This is a genomic window from Sinorhizobium fredii USDA 257, assembly GCF_000265205.3.
In the GTDB taxonomy this organism is placed as follows: domain Bacteria; phylum Pseudomonadota; class Alphaproteobacteria; order Rhizobiales; family Rhizobiaceae; genus Sinorhizobium; species Sinorhizobium fredii_B.
On sequence record NC_018000.1, the window covers coordinates 4,229,809 to 4,251,373 of the forward strand.

Annotated in this window: 17 protein-coding genes; 7 read left to right on the top strand and 10 right to left on the bottom strand. The window is 62.0% G+C overall.

From position 1 onward, the window contains the following. Positions 1-256 precede the first annotated feature (256 nt). Both USDA257_RS19770 and USDA257_RS19775 read left to right on the top strand, forming a co-directional pair. Positions 257-1,495: a multidrug effflux MFS transporter gene (locus tag USDA257_RS19770; protein ID WP_014764732.1), complete on the top strand. Its 1,239-nt coding sequence runs from the start codon at positions 257-259 to the stop codon at positions 1,493-1,495. Between the two features lie 150 nt (positions 1,496-1,645). Next, a complete protein-coding gene (locus USDA257_RS19775) occupies positions 1,646-2,875 on the top strand; it encodes a multidrug effflux MFS transporter (RefSeq protein WP_048657499.1) in 1,230 nt (409 codons plus the stop codon). A gap of 58 nt (positions 2,876-2,933) precedes the next feature. Here USDA257_RS19775 and USDA257_RS19780 read toward each other — a convergent pair whose 3' ends face one another. The 7 genes from USDA257_RS19780 to USDA257_RS19810 form a co-directional block, all read right to left on the bottom strand. Further along, positions 2,934-3,758, bottom strand: a complete 825-nt coding sequence (locus USDA257_RS19780; RefSeq protein ID WP_014764734.1) for an inositol monophosphatase family protein — start codon at positions 3,756-3,758, stop codon at positions 2,934-2,936. Then, positions 3,755-4,645, bottom strand: coding sequence for a tRNA 2-thiocytidine(32) synthetase TtcA (ttcA, locus tag USDA257_RS19785; RefSeq protein ID WP_041414442.1), 891 nt, complete (start codon positions 4,643-4,645; stop codon positions 3,755-3,757). Before ttcA ends, USDA257_RS19780 begins: the two co-directional genes overlap by 4 nt. 124 nt (positions 4,646-4,769) lie before the next feature. Next, entirely contained in the window at positions 4,770-5,717 is a 948-nt protein-coding gene (locus USDA257_RS19790) for a glutaminase (RefSeq protein WP_041414444.1), read from the bottom strand. 149 nt (positions 5,718-5,866) lie between these two features. Next, a complete protein-coding gene (rpsD, locus tag USDA257_RS19795) occupies positions 5,867-6,484 on the bottom strand; it encodes a 30S ribosomal protein S4 (RefSeq protein ID WP_014764737.1) in 618 nt (205 codons plus the stop codon). Positions 6,485-6,723: 239 nt separating this feature from the next. Beyond that, a complete protein-coding gene (locus USDA257_RS19800) occupies positions 6,724-8,238 on the bottom strand; it encodes an ATP-binding protein (RefSeq protein WP_014764738.1) in 1,515 nt (504 codons plus the stop codon). Between the two features lie 410 nt (positions 8,239-8,648). After that, positions 8,649-9,452: a glutamate racemase gene (gene murI / locus USDA257_RS19805; protein ID WP_014764741.1), complete on the bottom strand. Its 804-nt coding sequence runs from the start codon at positions 9,450-9,452 to the stop codon at positions 8,649-8,651. Beyond that, positions 9,439-10,266: an RNA methyltransferase gene (locus USDA257_RS19810; RefSeq protein ID WP_014764742.1), complete on the bottom strand. Its 828-nt coding sequence runs from the start codon at positions 10,264-10,266 to the stop codon at positions 9,439-9,441. Before USDA257_RS19810 ends, murI begins: the two co-directional genes overlap by 14 nt. A gap of 206 nt (positions 10,267-10,472) precedes the next feature. Here USDA257_RS19810 and USDA257_RS19815 point away from each other — a divergent pair, with 206 nt between their 5' ends. Together USDA257_RS19815 and USDA257_RS19820 are read left to right on the top strand one after the other, a co-directional pair. Beyond that, complete coding sequence (locus tag USDA257_RS19815; RefSeq protein ID WP_014764743.1) at positions 10,473-11,687, top strand: NADP-dependent isocitrate dehydrogenase; 1,215 nt, start codon at positions 10,473-10,475, stop codon at positions 11,685-11,687. 163 nt (positions 11,688-11,850) lie between these two features. Next, complete coding sequence (locus USDA257_RS19820) at positions 11,851-12,609, top strand: HAD-IIB family hydrolase (protein ID WP_223843347.1); 759 nt, start codon at positions 11,851-11,853, stop codon at positions 12,607-12,609. Between the two features lie 27 nt (positions 12,610-12,636). Here USDA257_RS19820 and USDA257_RS19825 read toward each other — a convergent pair whose 3' ends face one another. After that, positions 12,637-13,485, bottom strand: a complete 849-nt coding sequence (locus USDA257_RS19825; protein ID WP_014764745.1) for an AraC family transcriptional regulator — start codon at positions 13,483-13,485, stop codon at positions 12,637-12,639. Positions 13,486-13,655: 170 nt separating this feature from the next. On the opposite strand from USDA257_RS19825, the gene USDA257_RS19830 reads away from it, so the two are divergent. Then, entirely contained in the window at positions 13,656-15,311 is a 1,656-nt protein-coding gene (locus tag USDA257_RS19830; protein ID WP_014764746.1) for a SulP family inorganic anion transporter, read from the top strand. Positions 15,312-15,357: 46 nt separating this feature from the next. Here USDA257_RS19830 and alaS read toward each other — a convergent pair whose 3' ends face one another. Then, a complete protein-coding gene (alaS, locus tag USDA257_RS19835; protein WP_041414445.1) occupies positions 15,358-18,021 on the bottom strand; it encodes an alanine--tRNA ligase in 2,664 nt (887 codons plus the stop codon). Positions 18,022-18,247: 226 nt separating this feature from the next. Continuing rightward, positions 18,248-19,333, bottom strand: a complete 1,086-nt coding sequence (gene recA / locus USDA257_RS19840) for a recombinase RecA (RefSeq protein WP_014764748.1) — start codon at positions 19,331-19,333, stop codon at positions 18,248-18,250. Positions 19,334-19,563: 230 nt separating this feature from the next. Here recA and USDA257_RS19845 point away from each other — a divergent pair, with 230 nt between their 5' ends. Continuing rightward, on the top strand, positions 19,564-20,511 hold the full coding sequence (locus USDA257_RS19845; protein WP_014764749.1) for a carbohydrate kinase family protein: 948 nt from the start codon (positions 19,564-19,566) through the stop codon (positions 20,509-20,511). 83 nt (positions 20,512-20,594) lie between these two features. Continuing rightward, on the top strand, positions 20,595-21,533 hold the full coding sequence (locus USDA257_RS19850) for a pseudouridine-5'-phosphate glycosidase (protein WP_041415455.1): 939 nt from the start codon (positions 20,595-20,597) through the stop codon (positions 21,531-21,533). Positions 21,534-21,565 lie beyond the last annotated feature (32 nt).

The window sequence follows — 21,565 nt, forward strand, 5'->3', positions numbered from 1 at the left end:
ACCCGCTCGGAATGCGCCTTCAACGGCCCAGAATTGGCAGACTTTTGACTTGCCCTCCATGGGGTTATCGACGGCATGCATTGACCCGGGGTGTGCGTCGTTGCGGCGGGATATTCTCGGCATCGACATCGGCAACGGTTCAACTCAGAACTGAAGTTTTACAGATAGTTCAACGTATTAAAGAGAGTTTTGCGCCTTCCGCATTAGCGGCGCGCTCTGGACTGCCGCCTGGTGGACGGTTAGCGGGAATCATGAAATGACAAAGCCTATAGATCAAACTGCCATGCTTTCCGGGCTGACCAAGGTCCAGTTCATCGCCCTGATGGCGATGCTGATGTCCATCAACGCAATTTCGATCGACATCATGTTGCCGGGACTGCAGGAAATCGGTGCGAGCCTTGGCGTTGCCGACGAAAACGACCGGCAATATGTCATCTCCGCCTATTTGTTCGGCATGGGCTTTGCGCAATTGTTCTTCGGCCCGCTTTCCGACCGTTTCGGCCGAAAAGCGCCCCTGCTGGCCGGGCTCGCGCTTTATGCTCTCTGCGCTGTCGCGATTGTATTTGTGCCGACATTCACGGCTCTTCTCTTCTTCCGCTTCCTGCAGGGTGTCGGTGCGGCGGCAACGCGCGTCGTCACCGTCTCGATTGTGCGGGATGTTTATGGCGGGCGCCAGATGGCGGAGATCATGTCGCTGGTGATGATGGTCTTCATGATCGTCCCGGTCGTTGCGCCGAGCATTGGTCAGTTGATCATGCTGTTCTCCGAATGGCACATGATCTTCGTCGTGATCGCCCTGTTCGCAATGATCGTGTCCACGCCGGTCGCTTTGCGGCTTCGGGAAACACTTGTTCCGGCGAACCGACGCGCTTTCACCCTGTCGACGATCCTGGACGGCTTCCGCATCGTTCTAACGAACCGGATCGCCCTATTCTATACGCTCGCGACGTCCGCGCTCCTCGGCGGCCTCTTTGGCTTCATAAACTCGGCGCAGCAGATCCTCGTCGGGATCTACGGGCTCGGCATCTGGTTCCCGGCTGTCTTCGCCACCTTTGCCGGGATGATGGCCGTTGCCTCGTTCACGAATTCGCGCCTGGTGGAGCGATTCGGCATGCGGGCGCTGTCGCATGCGGCACTGCTCGGTTTCGCCCTGGCAAGCTTCGTCTGGATGGTCGCGTCGCTGATCGGGCCGCTGCCGCTGCCGCTCTTCGTTCTCCTTCAGGCCGCCGCAATGTTCCAGTTCGGCCTGATGGCCGCGAATTTCAACGCGATGGCGATGGAACCGCTTGGCCATGTGGCTGGCACCGCCTCCTCCGTGTTGGGATTTACGCAGACGATCGGCGGCGGCTTTATCGGTGCACTCGTCGGCCAGGCTTTCGACGGGACCGTGACACCGCTGGCCGTCGGCTTTTCCATCGTAGCCACCCTTGCTCTGGTCTTCGTGCTGATCGCGGAGCAGGGAAAGCTTTTCAAACCGCACAATCCTGCCGGCTAGCCGGACGCCCGGTGTGGCACAACGGCCGGATTGTTCCTCCCAAATCTGCCTATTGTGGATACTCAAATGACTTCCATCTCAGAAGATACCCTCAACGCCCGACAACAATCGAAACATATCGACACGGTTTCAGGCGCGGCACGGATCGGCATGGGCCTCGTCGAATTCGTCGTGACCATTGCCGTGATGACGGCGAGCGTCGCGCTTGCGATCGACAGCATGCTGCCGGCGCTTTCGAGCATCGGACAGTCGTTCGGCGTTGCCAATGCCAATGACGCACAGCTCGTCATCGGCATCTTTTTCCTCGGATTCGGCTTTTCGCAGATATTCTTCGGCAGCCTTTCGGACGCTTTCGGGCGCCGTGTCGTGTTGCTCGGTGGATTGGCCTTCTTCACTCTTTCGAGCTTTGCCGCCTCGCAGGCGACGAGCTTCGAAGCGCTGCTCGTCCTCCGTTTCATCCAGGGGATCGGCGCGGCGGCCGTGCGGATCACGACCATGGCGATCGTGCGCGACTGTTTCGGCGGTCGCGAGATGGCACGCGTCATGTCCTATGTGATGATCGTCTTCATGATCGTGCCGATCGTCGCTCCGTCGCTCGGACAGCTCGTCATCCTCTATGCCGATTGGCACTGGATCTTCATCCTGATCGGACTGATCGGCCTGATCCTGTTCCTGGTAGCCCTGACGCGCATGTCGGAGTCTCTACCGGTTGAGGAGCGCCTGCCACTCTCGGTCAGCGCGATCCTTTCAGGATTCCGGACAGTCCTGACGAACCGCATCACCTGCGGCTATATGATCGGCCTGACATTGTTCACAGCGGTCATCTGCGCCTACATCGTCAGCGTTCAGCAGGTGTTCGGCGAGATCTACGGCCTTGCCGATTGGCTGCCGATCGCCTTCGCCGGAACGGCCGGCGGCATCGCCGTCGCGAATTTTGCCAATGGCTTCTTCGTCCGCAGCTTCGGCATGCGCCGTATCTCGCACGTTGCAATGATCCTGTTCACGCTGCTTTCAGCGGCAGGCTTTGCCATATCGCTTGCCGGCACTCCGGCCTTCGTCGTCAGCTATCTGCTGTTCTCGGTCCTGCTGATGTTCTTCGCCCTGATCGCAACAAACTTCACCGCCATCAGCCTTGAGCCAATGGGACATCTCGCCGGAACGGCGACGGCGATCACAGGCTTCATCTCGACGACCGCCGGCGCCCTCGTCGGCAGCGCCGTCGGTCAGCTGTTCAACGGAACACTGCAGCCCCTGTTCGGTGGTTTCGCCCTGTTCGGACTGCTCACCATTGCCGCAACGCTCTGGGCGGAAAAGGGAAAGCTCTTCACGCATCCGGGCGACAATCCCACGGCGCACGATCACGGCGGCGGTCATATCTAAGACAACGCCCGCTCGTCGTTTCGAGCGGGCTTTTTTGTCTCCGTGCTTCCTGTCGCGCTCAGACAGTAAAGACCTCGCGCCGCAGCACTTCCCAGCTTTCCTTGTCGGTGGTGAGCAGCAGCCCGCCATTGGTGTGCGCCGGTAGGTAGCGTGACCCGTCGAAGCGTGCCGCATAGGCGCCGGCCTCTTCGGCGATCAGCGTGCCGGCGAGGTGGTCCCACGGCATGAGCTTCTGGTACATCAGGAAATGCAAATAACCAGAGGCGAAGATGCGGTATTCATGCGCGGCACAGCGGTAGCTGGTGGCAATTCTCACCTTGGCCATATTGCCCATCACGATGCGGCGGTCGTCTTCCTTGTAAAAGGCCGTCGATGCGCCACCGACCATGTTTCCAAGCGGCACGCCGGCGGTGACCGACAGCTTCTCCTGCGATCCGTTCGGCCGGCACATCCAGGCACCGGAGCCCTTCTCGGCAATGACCCAATCGTTGCCGAGCGGGTCGTAGATAATCCCGGCAACCGTTTCCCCCTTGGCGACGACGCTCGCCATCACCCCAAAGAGCGGCATGCCGGCCGCGAAGTTGAACGTGCCGTCGATCGGATCCACGACGATAGCGAGATCAGCCTCTGCCAGCTTGTCGAGGAGCGCGGGATCGGCAGCGACCGATTCCTCGCCGATGAAGACTGCGCCAGGCGCAACCGCATCGATCTTCGATTTGATGAGCCTCTCGGCAGCCTCGTCGCCCTCGGTCACGAGATCGATAGCCTCGGACTTCATCCGCACATCGCCCGATTCCAGATTCCGGAAGCGAGGCAGGATCTCCTTCACCGCCGCCTCCTGCAACAGGTTTGCGAGGGCGGCGATATCGACGGATTGGCTCATTCTTTGGGCTCCGGAGAAAGGGATTGGAAATCGAAAAGCTTCGGGTCGAGAAGGTGAGACAGGTTTACATGCCCGAGCGCGCGCAGCATCGTATCCTTGCGGCCGGGCATGCGCCGCTCGATATCGGCAAGCATTGCCTTCATGGCATTGCGCTCGAGGCCATCCTGCGAGCCGCAGAGATCGCAGGGGATGATCGGAAACTCCATCGCTGCGGCGAATTTCGCCAGATCTTCCTCGGCCGCATAGGCAAGCGGCCTCAGGACCATCAGGTCGCCTTCGTCATTGAGGAGCTTCGCCGGCATGGATGCAAGCCGGCCGCCATGGAAGAGATTCATGAAAAAGGTTTCGAGAATGTCTTCGCGATGGTGCCCGAGCACCAGCGCGTCGCACCCCTCCTCCCGCGCGATGCGGTAGAGGTTGCCACGTCTGAGCCTGGAACAGAGCGAGCAATAGGTGGCGCCCGTCGGCACCTTTTCCTTCACGATCGAATAGGTGTCGCGGTATTCGATCCGGTGCTTGATGCCGATCGAGGCGAGATAGTCCGGCAGGATGTGCTTTGGGAAATTCGGCTGGCCCTGGTCGAGATTGCAGGCAATGAGCTCGACCGGCAGAAGCCCGCGCCATTGCAGGTCCATCAGCAGTGCCAGCAAGCTGTAACTGTCCTTGCCGCCCGAAACGCCGATAAGCCATCGCTTTGACCCCTTCAGCATCCCGAATTCATCGAAAGCCTGACGCACCTGGCGCAACAGGCGCTTCCTGAGCTTATTGAAGGAGACGGAGGACGGCATGCGCGCGAACAGCGGATGCGCACCGGTGTCCAAGCCGGGATCTTGCTCATCGATTGCGATGCCCGTCGTTTCGCACTGGGACGATTGTGAGAGTTCCATGGCGGTGGTCTCGGAATCTGCGGCGATAATAGAGCGCCCAAAGGTCTGCCTCAGCACTTGCCCCGTCCGGCCCGGAAGATCAAGGGAAAACGGGGGGCGTCCGTTCGTCACTTCCGTCCGTTCGTCACTGGCCGAAGACCGACCAGCCGGTGCGGGCGGCCAGCATTTCGAGTGCCAGCGATCCGAGCAGCGAATTGCCGTTCTCGTTGAGGCCCGGCGACCAGACGGCAATGGAGGCCTTTCCGGGCGCAACGGCCATGATACCGCCGCCGACGCCGCTCTTGCCGGGCAAGCCGACGCGATAGGCGAAGTCGCCGGAACCGTCATAGTGGCCGCAGGTGAGCATCAGTGCATTGATGCGCCGCGCCCGCTGGCGCGACACGACGGAATGGCCGGTCAGCGGGTTGGTGCCGCCGGCAGCCAGAAACAGGCCGGCCTTGGCAAGCTGGCTGCAGGTCATGGCGAGCGCGCAATGGTGGAAATAGACGCCGAGCACATGTTCGACCGGATGATCGAGGCGTCCGAACGACCGCATGAAGCTGGCAAGCGCGAAGTTGCGGTAGCCGGTGGCCGTCTCGGAGCGGGCCACCTCGTGGTCGATGACGATATTCTCGTCGTCGGCAAGATAGCGGACGAAACGCACGATCTCGCCGATCAATTCCCTCGGGGTATGGCCGGCGAGGATGAGATCGCTGATCGTGATCGCCCCGGCATTGATGAACGGATTGCGCGGCTTGCCGCCTTCATGCTCGAGCTGTACGATCGAGTTGAAGGCAGAACCGGACGGCTCGCGCCCTACCCGGTGCCATATATTCTCGCCATGCTTGCCGAGCGCCAGCGTCAGCGTGAACACCTTGGAAATGCTCTGGATCGAGAACGGCGCTTCCGCATCGCCGACGCGATGCATCTCTCCACCCGTCGTGATGATTGCCATGCCGAAATGCCGGGGATCAACGCGGGCAAGCTGGGGAATATAGTCGGCTACCTTTCCCTCGCCGAACCGCGGCGTCAGCTCTCGATAGATGTCGTCGAGGATCAGTTGCAGATCCTGTGGCGCTTTCTGCTCCGGCATACGGCACTCCTCGATCTCAAGCGGGATAGGAATGGTCTTTGCGGCGCGTCACCGCTTTCCCACTCCACCTATGATTCTCGTTTCAACATTTCCGTACAAAAAAACCGCCCGTCTCCGGGCGGTTTTCGAAAGTCGCAGGCGAGCCTGGATTAACGCGAATAGAATTCGACGACCAGGTGCGGTTCCATGACGACCGGGTACGGGACGTCGGTCAGAGCCGGAACGCGGACAAAGGTCGCGACCATCTTGTTATGATCGGCTTCGAGGTAGTCCGGAACGTCGCGCTCAGCGAGCTGGACGGATTCGAGGACCGAAACGAGCTGTTTGGACTTGTCCTTGACTTCGATGACGTCGCCCGGCTTGCAACGGTAGGAACCGATGTTGACGCGAACGCCGTTGACCTTGACGTGGCCGTGGTTGACGAACTGGCGGGCGGCAAAGACGGTCGGAACGAACTTGGCGCGGTAGACGATCGCGTCGAGGCGCGACTCGAGCAGGCCGATCAGGTTTTCCGGGGTGTCGCCCTTGCGGCGGGAAGCTTCGGCGAAGATCGCGCGGAACTGCTTTTCACGGATATCGCCGTAGTAGCCCTTCAGCTTCTGCTTGGCGCGCAGCTGCACGCCGAAGTCGGAGAGCTTGGACTTGCGGCGCTGGCCGTGCTGGCCCGGGCCGTATTCGCGACGGTTGACCGGGGACTTCGGACGGCCCCAGATGTTTTCGCCCATGCGGCGGTCAATTTTATATTTGGACGATTCGCGCTTGCTCATCGCATTTCCTTTCAAACAGTTACACCGGCCTGTTACCAAACCGGATCAAGGAAACACGCCCTCCTCTGAACCCATTTTAGGGGTTCTGACAGGTTTCTCACGATCGCTGCCGGAGAAACCACGGGACATGTCAAATGAAACACCGGGCATCGCTGCCCGGCGTTGGGCGGGTGTTTACGCATTGGGCGGTGAATTGTCAAATGGATTTACGCGAAAAACGCAGAGATTTCCGGCACTCGTCATTCCGCGGCGGCGCGTTCAGATATGCCGGTATCGAGCGCATTCGCATCGCCCGGCATGGTCTCGGCCGCGAGATCGGGAAAGGCTACGATGCGCCTGCCAGAGAAATCCGCATGAACGACGATCAGCCCCTGCTCCTCGAAATAGCCGAGCAGCCGCCGCGCGCGTCGGGCCGAGTGGGTGCCGTAAGCGCGCGCGATCATTGTGTCCGATGGGCACGGCAGGCCCCGCACGGCCGCCTGTGCGATCATCAGGAAGACAGCCTGCAGGTCTTCGGTCACCCGATCGGCGAGCCGGAGAGCCGATGCCCACGTTTCGGTCGCGGCCGTCTCGGCATCGACCCCTGAGCGGGCCACAGCCATTCTGCGCCGAAAGACACTCAGAGATGGTGCGGAGCCGGGTACACGGCGAATGCGGCAGCGGACGAGAAAATCCTGATACAGTTCCGCGTCCGGCCGGAAGGCCGCCTCAGGGTTGGCGAGAATTTCCGCGAACAGGCCGTCGAGCATGGCTTCGCGTTCTTCCGCTGAAATCTGTGGCTGCGCGGGCTTCAAGTCCACCGGCGCCACCGGCTCCGGTCGCGGTCGGGACAATTCTGCAAGGATATCGCTCGCGGGCCGCGGCTGCGGCGCCGGACGGCGCATGACGGGCCGGCTCAACTCTTCCGGATCCGGCGTGAAGATCAGGTCCTCGACGTCCTGCGGTGCTTCCGGCAGCGGCATCAGCTTCGGGCTCGTCGAGCGCGCCGAAGTCTCGACCGATCCGATCGTTACCTTCAGCGGCCGACGGGAAAGCGCCGGGCCAAGCGCCACGAACGAGCCGCGCTTCAGGTCGCGGAACATTTCGGCCGTGCGCCGGTCCATGCCGAGAAGATCGGCAGCGCGCTGCATGTCGATATCGAGGAAGGTGCGCCCCATCAGGAAGTTCGAGGCTTCCGCCGCGACGTTCTTCGCGAGCTTCGCCAGGCGTTGCGTGGCGATCACGCCGGCAAGCCCGCGCTTGCGGCCGCGGCACATCAGATTGGTCATCGCGCCGAGCGAGATCTTGCGCGCCTCTTCCGATACGTCGCCTCCGACAGACGGCGCGAACATCTGCGCCTCATCGACGACCACCAGAACCGGATACCAGTATTCGCGCTCGGCATCGAACATCGCATTGAGGAACACGCCGGCGCTGCGCATCTGCTGCTCGATATCGAGGCCTTCAAGCGAAAGCACGCAGGAGACGCGGTGCTGCCGAATGCGCGTCGCGATACCGATCAGTTCCGCGTCCGTGCGTTCGCCTTCGATCACCACATGGCCGAACTTGTCGGCAAGCGTCACGAAATCGCCTTCCGGATCGATGATGCACTGCTGCACCCAGGGCGCGGATTGCTCGAGCAGCCGGCGCAACAGATGCGACTTCCCGGAGCCGGAATTGCCCTGCACCAGGAGACGCGTCGCCAGAAGCTCCTCGATATCGAGCGAGGCCGAAGTCCCCTCGGACGTCGTTCCCATGTCGATGCCGACTTTCATTCTTACCTCTTCGTCAGGAATGATTCGCAACCCCGCCGGGATCGCCAAACGAGCGACACCTAGCACGCTTTTGCCAGCGGTCTGCGCCGCTATTCTGACAACTCACAGGAATACGAAGGCCACTCAGATAGAGCAAAACGCTTTGCAGGGAAAAGCTCGCAAAGGTTGAAATTTGATAGATGCGCTCCTATATGTTTATCGCCGCCTGAAAATGGCCCACAGAGGACTGCAACTCTTCCGATGTCCCAGTACGAAACCGAAAACCACTTTCAATTCGACCAGCAATTGCGCGAATCCGGGAAGGACGCTTACCGCGTCATCTCGCGAGCCGAAGCGCGGCGCTCCTGGCTCTAGCGATCGCCATTGTGCTTGCAATAGCCGCCTTCATCCTGCCGACGGCCTTCTGACGATCATGCGGAACGTACAGTGAGCCCAAAGCCCTGCATCAACCGTCGCGTCGCGAAATCGGGCCTGCCGGAGGTGAATATCGCCGGGTCCTCGCCATTCAACGGTTCGAAACCGTTCGGCAGCGGCACGAGCGAACGCGCCCGCCGCGCGATCGCCTCGGCCGGATCCAGCCAGTCGACCGGCCAGGGCGCGAGGCGTCGGAAGACGTTCGCCATGAAGGGATAATGCGTGCAGGCCAGCACGACGATATCGGTCTGCCTGCCGTCCATCTCGACGAAGCACGGCGCGATCTCCGCCAGCACCGCCTCGTCCTCCAGCTTTTCACCGCGGATGTAAGCTTCCGCCATGCGCGCCAGATTTTCGGAGCCGACAAGCCGGACGTGACATTGAGAGGCGAAGGACTGGATGAGGTCGCGGGTGTAGGCGCGCTTCACCGTGCCGGGCGTCGCCAGAACCGCGACCAGCCCTGAACGTGTGCGCTCGGCCGCGGGCTTGATCGCCGGCACCGTCCCGACGAAGGTCATCTGCGGATAGGCCGCGCGCAGATCCGACCCGACGAGCGTGAAGGCTGTGTTGCAGGCGATGACGCAGATTTCCGGATCGTGCTCCGCCAGCAAGTCGCCGAAGAGCGCAATCACCCGGGCCTTCAGAGCGCCCTCCTCCCATCCGCCATAGGGAAAGCCCGCATCGTCGGCGACATAGATGAAGTGCCGCTCCGGCATGAGCACGCGCGCTTCGCGCAGCACCGTCAGGCCGCCGATGCCGCTGTCGAAGACGAGAATGGGTTTCAGTTCAGTCGTCGTCACCGCTGCCTCGCACTTTCCTGCTGTCGGCGGGTGCGCCCGAGCCGCGCGGGTTTTCGCGCGTGAATCGGTCGAGCGATGAGATGACGCCGCGGAGCACCCGGATTTCGGATTCGCTGAAGGATGGCCTAGTCAGAACAGCGCGGAGATTTTCCACTAATTTCGGCTTTTTATCGGCGGAGCGAAAATAGTTGCGCGCCTCGAGCGCCTCCTCGAGATGATCGAACAGGCCCTGGAGATGCTCCTTGGTGGCAGGCTGCTGTTCGATCGCCTGGAATGAAGTTTCGTCCTCCGACTCCATGCCGGTCTTCATCCACTCATAGGACATCAGCAGCACGGCCTGGGCAAGATTGAGCGATGCGAAGGCCGGATTGACCGGGAAGGTGACGATCTCATCCGCCAGAGCCACTTCCTCATTGGTCAATCCGGTGCGCTCGCGGCCGAAAATAATGCCGACCGCCTGGCCGCTCTTGAAGCGCTGACGCAGCGTGCGAGTGGCGACGATCGGCGAACGCACCGGCTTGTAACCGTCACGGTCGCGGGCCGTGGTGGCATAGACGAAGTTGAGGTCGCCGATCGCCTCCTCGAGCGAATTATAGAGCTTGGCGCCGTCGATCACGTGATCGGCGCGGCTCGCTGCCGAGCGCGCCTTCTCACTTGGCCAGCCATCGCGAGGATTGACGAGGCGCAGCTCCGACAAGCCGAAATTCGCCATCGCCCGGGCGACCATGCCGATATTTTCGCCGAGCTGCGGATAGGCGAGAATGATCGCCGGACCTTCGGTCAAGAGTTCGCGCTCGCTGTTGGTGCCTGCCATTATGATACCCTGCCTCTCTTTGCCGCTTCCCTCGCACAAAAGCCTTCGAAGTTAAAGCCGGGACGCTGAAGACGGCGACCGTCCTACGTCACCTAAAGTTTCGGCCAAGCATGCTTTGCCTTGTGGGTCCACAGTGCTATAGGGCTCTGGATTTTCCCACCGTCGGAATGCCGCACGCGGTGTTCCGCAAGCTACGAGGCATATTCATGGCAAAGATCAAGGTCGCCAATCCGGTCGTTGAACTCGACGGCGATGAGATGACCCGCATCATCTGGCAGTTCATCAAGGACAAGCTGGTCCATCCCTACCTCGACCTTGATCTCGAATACTACGATCTCGGCGTCGAAAACCGCGATGCGACCGGAGACCAGGTGACGATCGATGCCGCAAATGCCATTAAGAAGCACGGCGTCGGCGTCAAGTGCGCGACGATCACGCCGGATGAGGCACGCGTCGAGGAATTCAACCTGAAGAAGATGTGGAAGTCGCCGAACGGCACGATCCGCAACATCCTTGGCGGCGTTATCTTCCGCGAGCCGATCATCTGCAAGAACGTGCCGCGTCTCGTTCCCGGCTGGACGAAGCCGATCATCGTCGGCCGTCACGCTTTCGGCGACCAGTACCGCGCCACCGACTTCAAGTTCCCGGGCAAGGGCAAGCTGTCGATCAAGTTCGTCGGCGAGGACGGCCAGACGATCGAGCACGACGTCTATGACGCGCCGGGCGCCGGCGTCGCGATGGCCATGTACAACCTCGACGAATCGATCACCGAATTCGCCCGCGCCTCCTTTAACTACGGCCTGCAGCGCAAGGTGCCGGTCTATCTGTCGACCAAGAACACCATTCTGAAGGCCTATGACGGCCGCTTCAAGGACATCTTCCAGAAGGTGTTCGAGGAGGAATTCGCCGAGCAGTTCAAGGTCGCCAAGCTCTGGTACGAGCACCGCCTGATCGACGACATGGTCGCCTCGGCACTGAAGTGGTCCGGCGGCTACGTCTGGGCCTGCAAGAACTACGACGGCGACGTGCAGTCGGACATCGTCGCCCAGGGCTTCGGTTCGCTCGGCCTGATGACCTCGGTGCTGATGACGCCGGACGGCAAGACAGTCGAAGCGGAAGCTGCACACGGCACGGTCACCCGCCACTACCGCCAGCACCAGAAGGGCGAGGAAACCTCGACCAACTCGATCGCCTCGATCTTCGCCTGGACGCGCGGCCTCGCGCATCGCGCCAAGCTCGACGGCAATGCCGAACTCGCGAAGTTCTCCGAAACCCTGGAACGCGTCTGCGTCGAAACCGTCGAAGCCGGCTTCATGACCAAGGACCTGGCGCTGCTGATCGGTCCCGACCAGCCGTGGCTCTCGACCACCGGCTTCCTCGATAAGATCGACGAGAACCTCAAGAAGGCGATGGCCGCTTAATCGGCCCATTCCAAACCACGAATGAGAAACCCGGCCTCGCGCCGGGTTTTTGCTTTTGACCAGAATAGACGGCTCGCGCGATAATTGGAGCGCCGGAGAGGCCGGCAGAGGACACGGTACTCGATCCTTTCCTATGGATGGTCCAATCCTACGGACAACGGAGATGGGGCGATCGCGATCTAGACCGGTAAGACTCGTCGCTTCTGATATCGACGGCACGCTGCTTGGCGATGACGCAGCTGCCGCACGCTTTCGGTCGACCTGGGAAGCGCTGGCCGAGGGCGAGCGCCCCCTTCTGATCTACAACAGCGCCCGTTCGTCCGAAGATATCCTGTCATTGGTCGACGCAAATCTATTGCCGGCGCCGGACTACGTGATCGGTGGCGTCGGCACGATGATGACCGAAGGGCGGATGCGCACGCGGATGGAGGCCTTCATCGAGGAGCTCGGTCCAGCCCTCGACCCGGCTGCCATCGCCGCGATCATCGGCTCGATCGAGGGTGCAATACTTCAGGTGGCCGCGGACCAGAATCCGCACAAGGCGAGCTGGCACCTACATGATGCCGAGCAGGAACGCATCCACGACATCGCGGCACGATTGAGGAGCGCCGGGTTGGACGTGAAGCTGATCTATTCCAGCAGGCGTGATATCGATATATTGCCGCGCACCGGCGGCAAGGGCAGCGCGCTTGCCTGGATTTGCCGGGAGCTTGCAGTCGATCTCGACGAAGTGGTCGTCGCCGGCGACACCGGAAACGACCTGGAGATGTTCGAGATGCCGCTTGTCCGTGGCGTCGTCGTTGCCAACGCACTTGCCGAACTTTGCCGGGTCGTTGCCCAGGATCGCCGACACTATCTTGCCCGCGCCTCCCACGCCGACGGGGTGATCGAGGGCCTGCGCCACTTGGGTGTCGTGCGGTAGTTCCGGCCGAACGCCAATCTGACAATGTCACTTCAGCGGCAGGTAGATTTCCGTCAGCAGCTCGGTCGGCGCCACCTCACGCGGATTGTTGAGGTATTTCTCGAACATGACGCTGTCACGGATTTCTCGGCCGGAGTTCGACAGCCAGGTCCCATAGAACCATTGATAGGCCTTCGGCATGTCGGCATAGGGCCCCTTATGCCGCAGCACGGCGTATTGCCCCCCGTCGATCGTCTGCGGCGTCAGCGGCGCCTCCGCCAACCGGTCTTCCTTTGTCGTGACGCAGGCGAAAGATCGGAGCTTGTCCGTCTCCACCAGTTCCGGATCATCCAGGTAGATGCCGATCATTTCCATCTCCGGCCGGAACAGGCCGCGCGCGAAGAGTGTGCCGTAGAGTGTCTCGAAGGCCTGACCGACGGCCATGTAAGAGCCGGAATGGGCAACGCCCAGCAAAGTCAGCGGATCTATCGTCCTCAGCGTAACGTCGTACATGACAGCATTTCCTTCCATCCAAGGGGTTTCAAAGGCTTTGTGGCTCCCCTCCTTCCTGTAGCGCGCCGGCGGAAGGCCAAAGACGGCCTTGAAGGTACGGTTGAAGGATTGAACATTCGGGTAGCCCGAGCGTCGCGCAATCGCGTCCACTGCGAGGTCGGTCTGGACGAGTTCTGCCGCCGCCCGCTGCAGCCGCAATCTCTTGACCGTCGCTGCCAAGGTCTCGCCGTGCACCGCCCGGTAGATGCGATGCCAGTGGTGCGGCGACAGGCAAGCGATCTCCGACAACCGATCGAGATCCAGCTCTTCGTCGAGATGTCCGTAGATATAGGCCGAGACGCGATGAAGCCGCCTCTCATATGTCGCCCATGCACCGCCCGTCATATCGAACCTTTCGCACTTCGCTCGAACACGTTCAAACCACGTATCGATTTGACAAATCCTGCTGATCTGAAGACCCGACCACCCGCTTGTACGGCATGGCGACTCAGATAGGCTGAGAATGCCCGGCACGTACGATTCCGCCAACGTGGCGGATCTGGAAAGTCTCGCCGATGTCCGATTCCCTCGTTCCGAAAACCGCCAGCGTCCTGGCCGAAGGATATGGCCTTGCCCGGCTGAAAGCGGACGCTTTCGCAGGCCTGACCGTCGCTATCGTTGCCTTGCCGCTCTCCATGGCAATCGCCATCGCCTCCGGCGTCACCCCCGATCGCGGCCTCTACACCGCGATTGTCGGCGGCTTCCTCGTTTCGCTCCTCGGCGGCAGCCGCGTCCAGATCGGCGGTCCGGCGGGTGCCTTCATCGTTCTCCTCGCCGAGACCGCCGCCCGGCACGGCATCGATGGCCTGTTGCTCGCGACTGCCATGGCCGGCGTCATGCTCGTTGCGGCCGGCTACTTACGCCTCGGGCAATACATCAAGTTCATCCCCTACCCCGTCACGGTCGGCTTCACGGCGGGCATTGCCGTGATCATCTTTGCCAGCCAGTTGCGCGACCTTTTCGGCCTGACGCTTCCGGGCGGCGAACCGGGACCGATTGTTGAAAAGATCATGGCACTCGGCCGGTCGGCCGACACGTCCAATTGGGCGGCAGTACTGACGGCTGCCCTGACCATCACCATCATTCTCGCGCTGCGCCGGCTGGCGCCGCATTGGCCCGGCATGCTGATCGCCGTCGCAGCGGCATCGATTGTCGTCGTCATCCTGCACCTGCCGACCGAAACGATAGGCACACGCTTCGGCGGTATTCCTCGCGGACTGCCGCTTCCGACCTTGCCGCCGCTGTCCTTCGAGAAGGCCGTCGCCGTCTTCCCGGATGCGGTCTCCTTCGCCCTTCTCGGCGCGATCGAATCCCTGCTTTCGGCCGTGGTCGCCGACGGCATGACGGGTCGCAGACATCGATCCAGCATGGAGTTGATTGCCCAGGGAATCGCCAATCTGTGTTCGGCGCTCTTCGGCGGCATTTGCGTGACCGGCACCATTGCCCGGACGGCGACGAATGTGCGGGCCGGAGGGACAAGCCCCTTCTCGGGCATGCTGCATTCCGCCTTTCTTCTTCTCTTCATGCTGCTCGCAGCACCACTCGCAAGCTATATCCCGCTCGCCTCGCTTGCGGGCGTGCTCGCCGTCGTCGCCTGGAACATGATCGAGAAGCCCGCCTTCATGGCGCTCTTGCGATCCTCCTACGGTGACGCCGTCGTGCTGCTCGCCACCTTTCTCATCGTCGTCTTCCGCGAGCTGACGGAAGGGATCGTAGTCGGCGTCGCACTAGGCGCCGTCCTGTTCATCAATCGAATGGCGAGAAGCATCGCAGTCGGCGAAACGAAGCCGCTCGCGATGCTGCAGTCGGCGAACGGCGAAGAGCACCCGGTCATCGCCGATGATCCGGATACGGTGATTTATCGGATCTCGGGTATCTTCTTCTTCGGCTCGGCGGCCACCGTTGCCGCAGTGCTCGACCGGATCGCCGACCAGCGCCGAAACTTCATTCTCGACTGCTCCGAAGTCCCCTTCATGGATTCGACCGCCGCCAACGTCATCGAAGGTACGTTGCGCAAGGCGGAGAGGATCGGCGTGCACTTCATCATCGTCGGGGCCAATACGCAGGTTCGCCGCGCCCTCTATCAGCACCACGTTCGTCCGCCGCGCGTCTTGATGCGCGCCTCTATCCAGGCGGCGCTCGAAACCATCCGCAGCGAAAAAGGCGCATGAAAAAGGGCGCCGCAGCGCCCTTCCCTCTGTCTTTTCTCAATGCTGTTCAGCCGGCTAGTGCGACGGCGACCGCCTCGATCGCTTCGGCGGCGCGCCCGCCATCCGGGCCGCCGGCCTGGGCCATATCGGGTCGTCCGCCGCCCCCCTTGCCGCCGAGCGCGGCTGAGGCGACACGCACCAGATCGATGGCGCTGACCTTGGAGGTGAGATCGTCCGTGACGGCCACCACCGCGCTGGCCTTCCCGTCGCCCGTGACGCCGACGAAGGCGACGACACCGGAACCGAGCGTCTTCTTGCCGTCATCGGCTAGGCTTTTCAGGTCCTTCGCCTCGACGCCGGAAACGACCTTGCCGAGGAACCGGACGCCGCCGATCTCGCGGGCCGCATCGCCCGAGCCATTCTGGCCGTCGCCGACGAGCGCGAGTTTCTTCTTGGCTTCGGTGAGTTCGCGTTCGAGCTTGCGTCGCTCGTCGAGGAGTGCCTCGACCCGACCAAGAACATCCCCGGCCTGTACCTTCAGCGCAGCCGCCAGCGTCTTGACGCGCTCATCCTGTTCGTTGAGGTAAGCCCGGGCCGCTTCGCCGGTCAGCGCCTCGACGCGGCGTACGCCGGCGCCCACCGCGCTTTCCGAGACGACGCGCACCAGGCCGATGTCGCCGGTTGCGGAGACGTGCGTGCCGCCGCAGAGTTCGACCGAATAGGGTTTTCCGGCCTTCGAGCCGCGAATGCCTTGGCCCATCGCTACGACGCGGACCTCGTCGCCGTATTTCTCGCCGAAAAGTGCCATGGCGCCCTCGGCGATCGCATCGTCCACGCTCATCAGCCGAGTCGTGACTGGCGTATTCTGGACGATGATCTCGTTCGCCATCTCCTCGACTTCCTTCAGTTCCTCCGCCGACATCGGCTTTGGATGGGAAACGTCGAAGCGCAGCCGCTCGGGTGCGACGAGCGAACCCTTTTGCGCCACGTGGGTGCCAAGCACCTCGCGCAGCGCCTCATGCAGCAGGTGGGTTGCAGAATGGTTGGCGCGCAGGCGCGCACGGCGCGCATGGTCAACGGTGAGTGCGGCCGCCTCGCCCGTCTTCAGAATGCCTTCCGCTACCACGCCATAATGGACGAAGAGCCCTTCGCCGCGTTTCTGCGTGTCGTTGACCGTAAGCTTTCCCGTTTCGGTGGCGATCACGCCGGTATCGCCCACCTGCCCGCCGGATTCTCCGTAGAAGGGCGTCTGGTTCAGGATCAGCTGGACACTCTCGCCTTTGGTGGCGGACTCAACGACCGCGCCATCGCGGACGATTGCCTGGATCACGGCCTCAGCCGATTCCGTGTCGTAGCCGAGGAAGTCGGTCGCGCCGTGCTTCTCCTTCAGTTCGAACCAGATCGTCTCGGTGGCGGCTTCGCCGGAGCCGGCCCAATTGGCCCGCGCTTCGGCTTTCTGCCGATCCATGGCAACCGAAAACGCGTCCGTATCGACGGTGATGCCCTTGGCGCGCAGCGCATCCTGCGTCAGGTCGAGCGGGAAACCGTAGGTGTCGTAGAGCTTGAAAGCCGTTTCGCCATCGAACTGGTCACCCTCGGACAGGCCGGCCGAAGCGTCTGCGAGCAGGTTCAAGCCGCGCTCCAGCGTCTTGCGGAAACGGGTTTCTTCGAGCTTCAGCGTTTCGGAGATCAGCGCTTCGGCGCGGACCAGTTCCGGATAGGCCCGGCCCATCTGGCCGACAAGCGCCGGCAAGAGCTTCCACATCAGCGGATCCTGCGCGCCGAGGAGCTGCGCATGACGCATGGCGCGGCGCATGATGCGACGCAGCACATAACCGCGCCCCTCGTTCGAAGGCAGGACGCCGTCGGCGATCAGGAACGCGGAGGAACGCAGATGGTCGGCGATGACGCGGTGGCTCGCTCGACGGTCACCCTCGGCCTTGACGCCGGTCGCTTCCTCGGAGGCAGCAATCAGTGCGCGGAACAGATCGATGTCATAATTGTCGTGCTGGCCCTGCAGCACCGCGGCGAGGCGCTCCAGACCCATGCCTGTATCGATCGACGGGCGCGGCAGGTCGACACGCTCTTCTTTCGTGATCTGCTCGTATTGCATGAAGACGAGGTTCCAGATCTCGATGAACCGGTCGCCATCTTCCTCGGCCGAGCCGGGCGGCCCACCCCAGATCTGCTGGCCGTGGTCGTAGAAGATTTCCGAGCACGGACCGCAGGGGCCGGTATCGCCCATGGCCCAGAAGTTGTCGCTGGTCGGAATGCGGATGATGCGGTCGTCACCGAAACCGGCGATCTTCTTCCAAAGGCCAAAGGCTTCATCGTCGGTGTGATAGACGGTGACGAGCAGGCGCTTGGCGTCGAGACCGTATTCCTTGGTGATCAGGTTCCAGGCGAGCTCAATCGCGCGCTCCTTGAAATAGTCGCCGAAGGAGAAGTTGCCGAGCATCTCGAAGAAGGTGTGATGCCGGGCCGTATAGCCGACATTATCGAGGTCGTTGTGCTTGCCGCCGGCGCGCACGCATTTCTGCGACGTTGCCGCCGTCGTATAGGGACGCTGCTCGAGGCCTGTGAAGACGTTCTTGAATTGCACCATGCCGGCATTGGTGAACATCAATGTCGGGTCGTTACGCGGCACCAGAGGGCTCGACGGCACGATTTCGTGACCGTTCTTGCGGAAATAGTCGAGGAACATCGACCGGATTTCATTCACGCCGCTCATCTTGCGTCCTATCTGTGCACATACCCGGCTGCAACCCACACGTTTTCCGCGCTTTGAGCCGTTATCTTTCAATCCCGCGTCTATCACCATAAACGCCTGCCCCGATGACGCCGCCATCGGAACCACAGGCTTTTATCGTTCGCATATCATGCTGTCCAGACGGCAGCAAAAACCGGCCGATCTGACCGACGGCCGGTTGATGCAGCATCCAAACCCGAAGCAGCTCCTACATGTCGGCCGCTTCGTCGCCTTCGCTCTCCGGCCCGCCATTCTCGAGGAACCGATCGGCGATGAGCCCGGCGTTCTGCCGCAAGGACATCTCGATCTCGCGGGCCAGATCCGGGTTTTCGCGCAGGAAAAGCTTGGCGTTTTCGCGGCCTTGGCCCAAGCGCTGGCTGTTGTAGGAGAACCAAGCCCCGGATTTCTCGACGATACCTGCCTTGACGCCGAGGTCGATGAGTTCGCCGGTCTTGGAAACGCCCTCACCATACATGATGTCGAACTCGACCTGCTTGAAGGGCGGCGCCATCTTGTTCTTGACGACCTTAACACGCGTCTGGTTGCCGACGACTTCCTCGCGCTCCTTGACCGAGCCGATGCGGCGGATGTCGAGGCGGACCGAGGCGTAGAATTTCAGCGCGTTGCCGCCCGTCGTCGTTTCCGGCGAACCGAACATAACGCCGATCTTCATGCGGATCTGGTTGATGAAGATCACCATGCAGTTGGACTTGGAGATCGATGCCGTCAGCTTGCGCAGCGCCTGGCTCATCAGGCGGGCCTGCATGCCCGGCAGGCTGTCGCCCATCTCGCCTTCGATTTCAGCACGCGGCACGAGTGCTGCAACCGAGTCGACGACGAGCACATCGATTGCGCCGGAGCGAACCAAGGTGTCGGTGATTTCGAGCGCCTGCTCGCCCGTATCGGGCTGTGAGATCAGCAGGTTTTCGAGATCGACGCCCAGTTTGCGCGCATAGATCGGATCGAGCGCGTGTTCGGCGTCGACAAACCCGCAGATGCCGCCTTTCTTTTGCGCCTCGGCAATGGTCTGCAGCGCCAAAGTCGTCTTGCCCGAGCTCTCCGGCCCGTAGATCTCAATAACACGCCCCTTTGGCAGGCCGCCGATGCCGAGCGCGATATCGAGGCCGAGCGACCCGGTCGAGACGGTTTCGATCTCGACGACGCTGTCCTTCGATCCGAGCTTCATGATCGATCCCTTGCCGAACGAACGTTCGATCTGGGAAAGAGCCGCTTCAAGTGCCTTGCTTTTGTCCACCGATTTGTCCTCTACGAGCCGCAAAGAGTTTTGTGCCATTGGTCCACCTTTAGGTTATTGGAGCTATCGAGGCAATGAAGCCGCCGCAGGAGTTTTTGTACATGTTTTGTTCCGCTTTGGCAATGGCGCTTCAAGCAACTGAATAATAAGGATTATCTCCAGAGTGTTCGATTCCTGTTCACGGGATGTTGTACTCCGTTTCCAGAAATTGTCCGGCGGTTCAGTCTGACGTCTCGCCAATGGGCCGATTCGCCGATAGAGGTGTTCAAATGACGAAGCGGGAAATTGCCGTTCTGGGCGGCGCCCATATCGACCGGCGCGGCCGTATCAGCGACACGACCGTCCCGGGTGCGAGCAACCCCGGAACATGGTTCGAGGAAGCGGGAGGCGGCGGCTTCAACGCCGCCAGAAATCTCGCGCGTCTTGGCCATCGGGTGCGGATGATCAGCCCGCGCGGCGGCGATTCCGCCGGCGAGACGGTGGCAGCCGCAGCCGCAGCGGCGGGCGTGATCGATTGTCCGTTCACCTTTCTCGACCGGAAGACGCCGAGCTATACGGCGATCCTCGAAAAGGATGGCAACCTGGTGATCGCGCTTGCCGATATGGATCTTTACGCGTTGTTCTCGCCGCGGCGGCTGCAGCAGCGCGCGACGCGCGAACTCCTCGCGGCGAGCGATCTCGTGCTCGCGGACGCCAACCTGCCACAAGAGACGCTGACGGCGCTGGTCGAGGCGACCGCCGGAACGAACCGGATCCTGGCCGGCATCGCCGTTTCACCGGCCAAGGTTGTCCGCTACAGCCAATGCCTGGCCGGGCTCGACTTCCTCTTCATGAACGAAGCGGAGGCCCGTGCCCTGACGGGCGCCGAGGCTGACGCCGCCGAGGAATGGCCGTCACTGCTGCGTGCCGCGGGCCTTTCCGGCGGCGTCGTAACTCGCGGCGGCAAGGCTGCGGTGGCCTTCGACCGCGAGACCGCCTGCCTGGCCGTACCGCCTGCCCTGCCCGCGCTTGCCGACGTGACCGGCGCCGGTGACGCTCTGGCGTCGGGCTTTCTTGCCGCCCTGCTCGACGGCATCGGTCTTGCCGGATGCCTCCGGCATGGCATCGCCGCCGCCATATTAACGCTCCACTCGCCCTTCGCCGCCGCTGTAGAGATGTCGCCGGGCAAGCTTGCACGGGTGCTGACCCTTGTGCCGGAGCCGCAAATGCTGTCATGAAATCGGCAGCCGAACTCCAGGCGGGAAGCGGAAAAATGCACGGCAATTTTCCGCCACGCCCCACTCATTGGAAGCGAAAGACCATGACAAGACCCACCTCGCCCCTCCTGCCCATTGAATATTCCGATGAAGTCGCATCCGCCAAGGCGCGCGGCGCGTCGATCGTGGCGCTGGAATCGACGATCATCACGCACGGCATGCCTTATCCGGGCAATCTAGACATGGCGCGCAGCGTCGAGGCGATCATCCGCGACCAGGGGGCGGTGCCCGCCACCATCGCGGTAATCCATGGCATTCTTTACATCGGTCTCGATGACACGAAGCTGGAGGCGCTCGCGAAAACCCAGGGAGCCATGAAGCTGTCGCGCGCCGACCTCGCCTTTGCACTCGCCGAGCGCCGCACGGGAGCCACGACGGTCGCAGCAACGATGATCGCCGCCGCCCGCGCCGGCATCAGCGTCTTTGCGACCGGCGGCATCGGCGGTGTCCACCGCGGAGCCGAACAGAGCTTCGACATCTCCGCCGATCTGGACGAACTCGCCCGGACCGGCGTGATCGTCGTCTGCGCCGGCGCCAAGGCCATTCTCGACATACCGAAGACGCTCGAAGTGCTGGAAACGAGAGGCGTCCCGGTCGTCACCTATGACAGCGAGACCTTCCCCGCCTTCTGGTCGCGCGATTCCGGCATCAAGAGCCCGCTGATGCTGAACAGCCCGGCGGCTATCGCCAACTTCCAGCGGATGCGTGACGTGCTCGGGGTCGAAGGCGGCATGCTGGTCGCCAATCCGGTTCCGGAAGAAAGCGAGATTCCGCGCGAGGAGATGGAAATCTACATCGCGCGGGCGCTGGACAATGCGGCGAGCGATGAGATCTCCGGCAAGGCGGTGACGCCCTATCTGCTCGACAACCTCTATCACATGACCGAGGGTCGAAGCCTCGAGACCAACATTGCCCTCGTCGAGAACAACGCGCGCCTCGCAGCCGAAATCGCCGTCGCCTTGGCGGCAAGCAAGGCGAAATAGAAGACCTCTGCGCCCGGCGCAAAAGCGTCGGG

Excerpts from the sequence above, each read along its gene's own strand:
- USDA257_RS19770 (WP_014764732.1), top strand. The coding sequence starts at position 257 with ATGACAAAGCCTATAGATCAAACTGCCATGCTTTCCGGGCTGACCAAG.
- USDA257_RS19775 (WP_048657499.1), top strand. The coding sequence starts at position 1,646 with ATGGGCCTCGTCGAATTCGTCGTGACCATTGCCGTGATGACGGCGAGC.
- USDA257_RS19780 (WP_014764734.1), bottom strand. The coding sequence starts at position 3,758 with ATGAGCCAATCCGTCGATATCGCCGCCCTCGCAAACCTGTTGCAGGAG.
- ttcA (WP_041414442.1), bottom strand. The coding sequence starts at position 4,645 with ATGGAACTCTCACAATCGTCCCAGTGCGAAACGACGGGCATCGCAATC.
- USDA257_RS19790 (WP_041414444.1), bottom strand. The coding sequence starts at position 5,717 with ATGCCGGAGCAGAAAGCGCCACAGGATCTGCAACTGATCCTCGACGAC.
- rpsD (WP_014764737.1), bottom strand. The coding sequence starts at position 6,484 with ATGAGCAAGCGCGAATCGTCCAAATATAAAATTGACCGCCGCATGGGC.
- USDA257_RS19800 (WP_014764738.1), bottom strand. The coding sequence starts at position 8,238 with ATGAAAGTCGGCATCGACATGGGAACGACGTCCGAGGGGACTTCGGCC.
- USDA257_RS19810 (WP_014764742.1), bottom strand. The coding sequence starts at position 10,266 with ATGGCAGGCACCAACAGCGAGCGCGAACTCTTGACCGAAGGTCCGGCG.
- USDA257_RS19815 (WP_014764743.1), top strand. The coding sequence starts at position 10,473 with ATGGCAAAGATCAAGGTCGCCAATCCGGTCGTTGAACTCGACGGCGAT.
- USDA257_RS19820 (WP_223843347.1), top strand. The coding sequence starts at position 11,851 with ATGGGGCGATCGCGATCTAGACCGGTAAGACTCGTCGCTTCTGATATC.
- USDA257_RS19825 (WP_014764745.1), bottom strand. The coding sequence starts at position 13,485 with ATGACGGGCGGTGCATGGGCGACATATGAGAGGCGGCTTCATCGCGTC.
- USDA257_RS19830 (WP_014764746.1), top strand. The coding sequence starts at position 13,656 with ATGTCCGATTCCCTCGTTCCGAAAACCGCCAGCGTCCTGGCCGAAGGA.
- alaS (WP_041414445.1), bottom strand. The coding sequence starts at position 18,021 with ATGAGCGGCGTGAATGAAATCCGGTCGATGTTCCTCGACTATTTCCGC.
- recA (WP_014764748.1), bottom strand. The coding sequence starts at position 19,333 with ATGGCACAAAACTCTTTGCGGCTCGTAGAGGACAAATCGGTGGACAAA.
- USDA257_RS19845 (WP_014764749.1), top strand. The coding sequence starts at position 19,564 with ATGACGAAGCGGGAAATTGCCGTTCTGGGCGGCGCCCATATCGACCGG.
- USDA257_RS19850 (WP_041415455.1), top strand. The coding sequence starts at position 20,595 with ATGACAAGACCCACCTCGCCCCTCCTGCCCATTGAATATTCCGATGAA.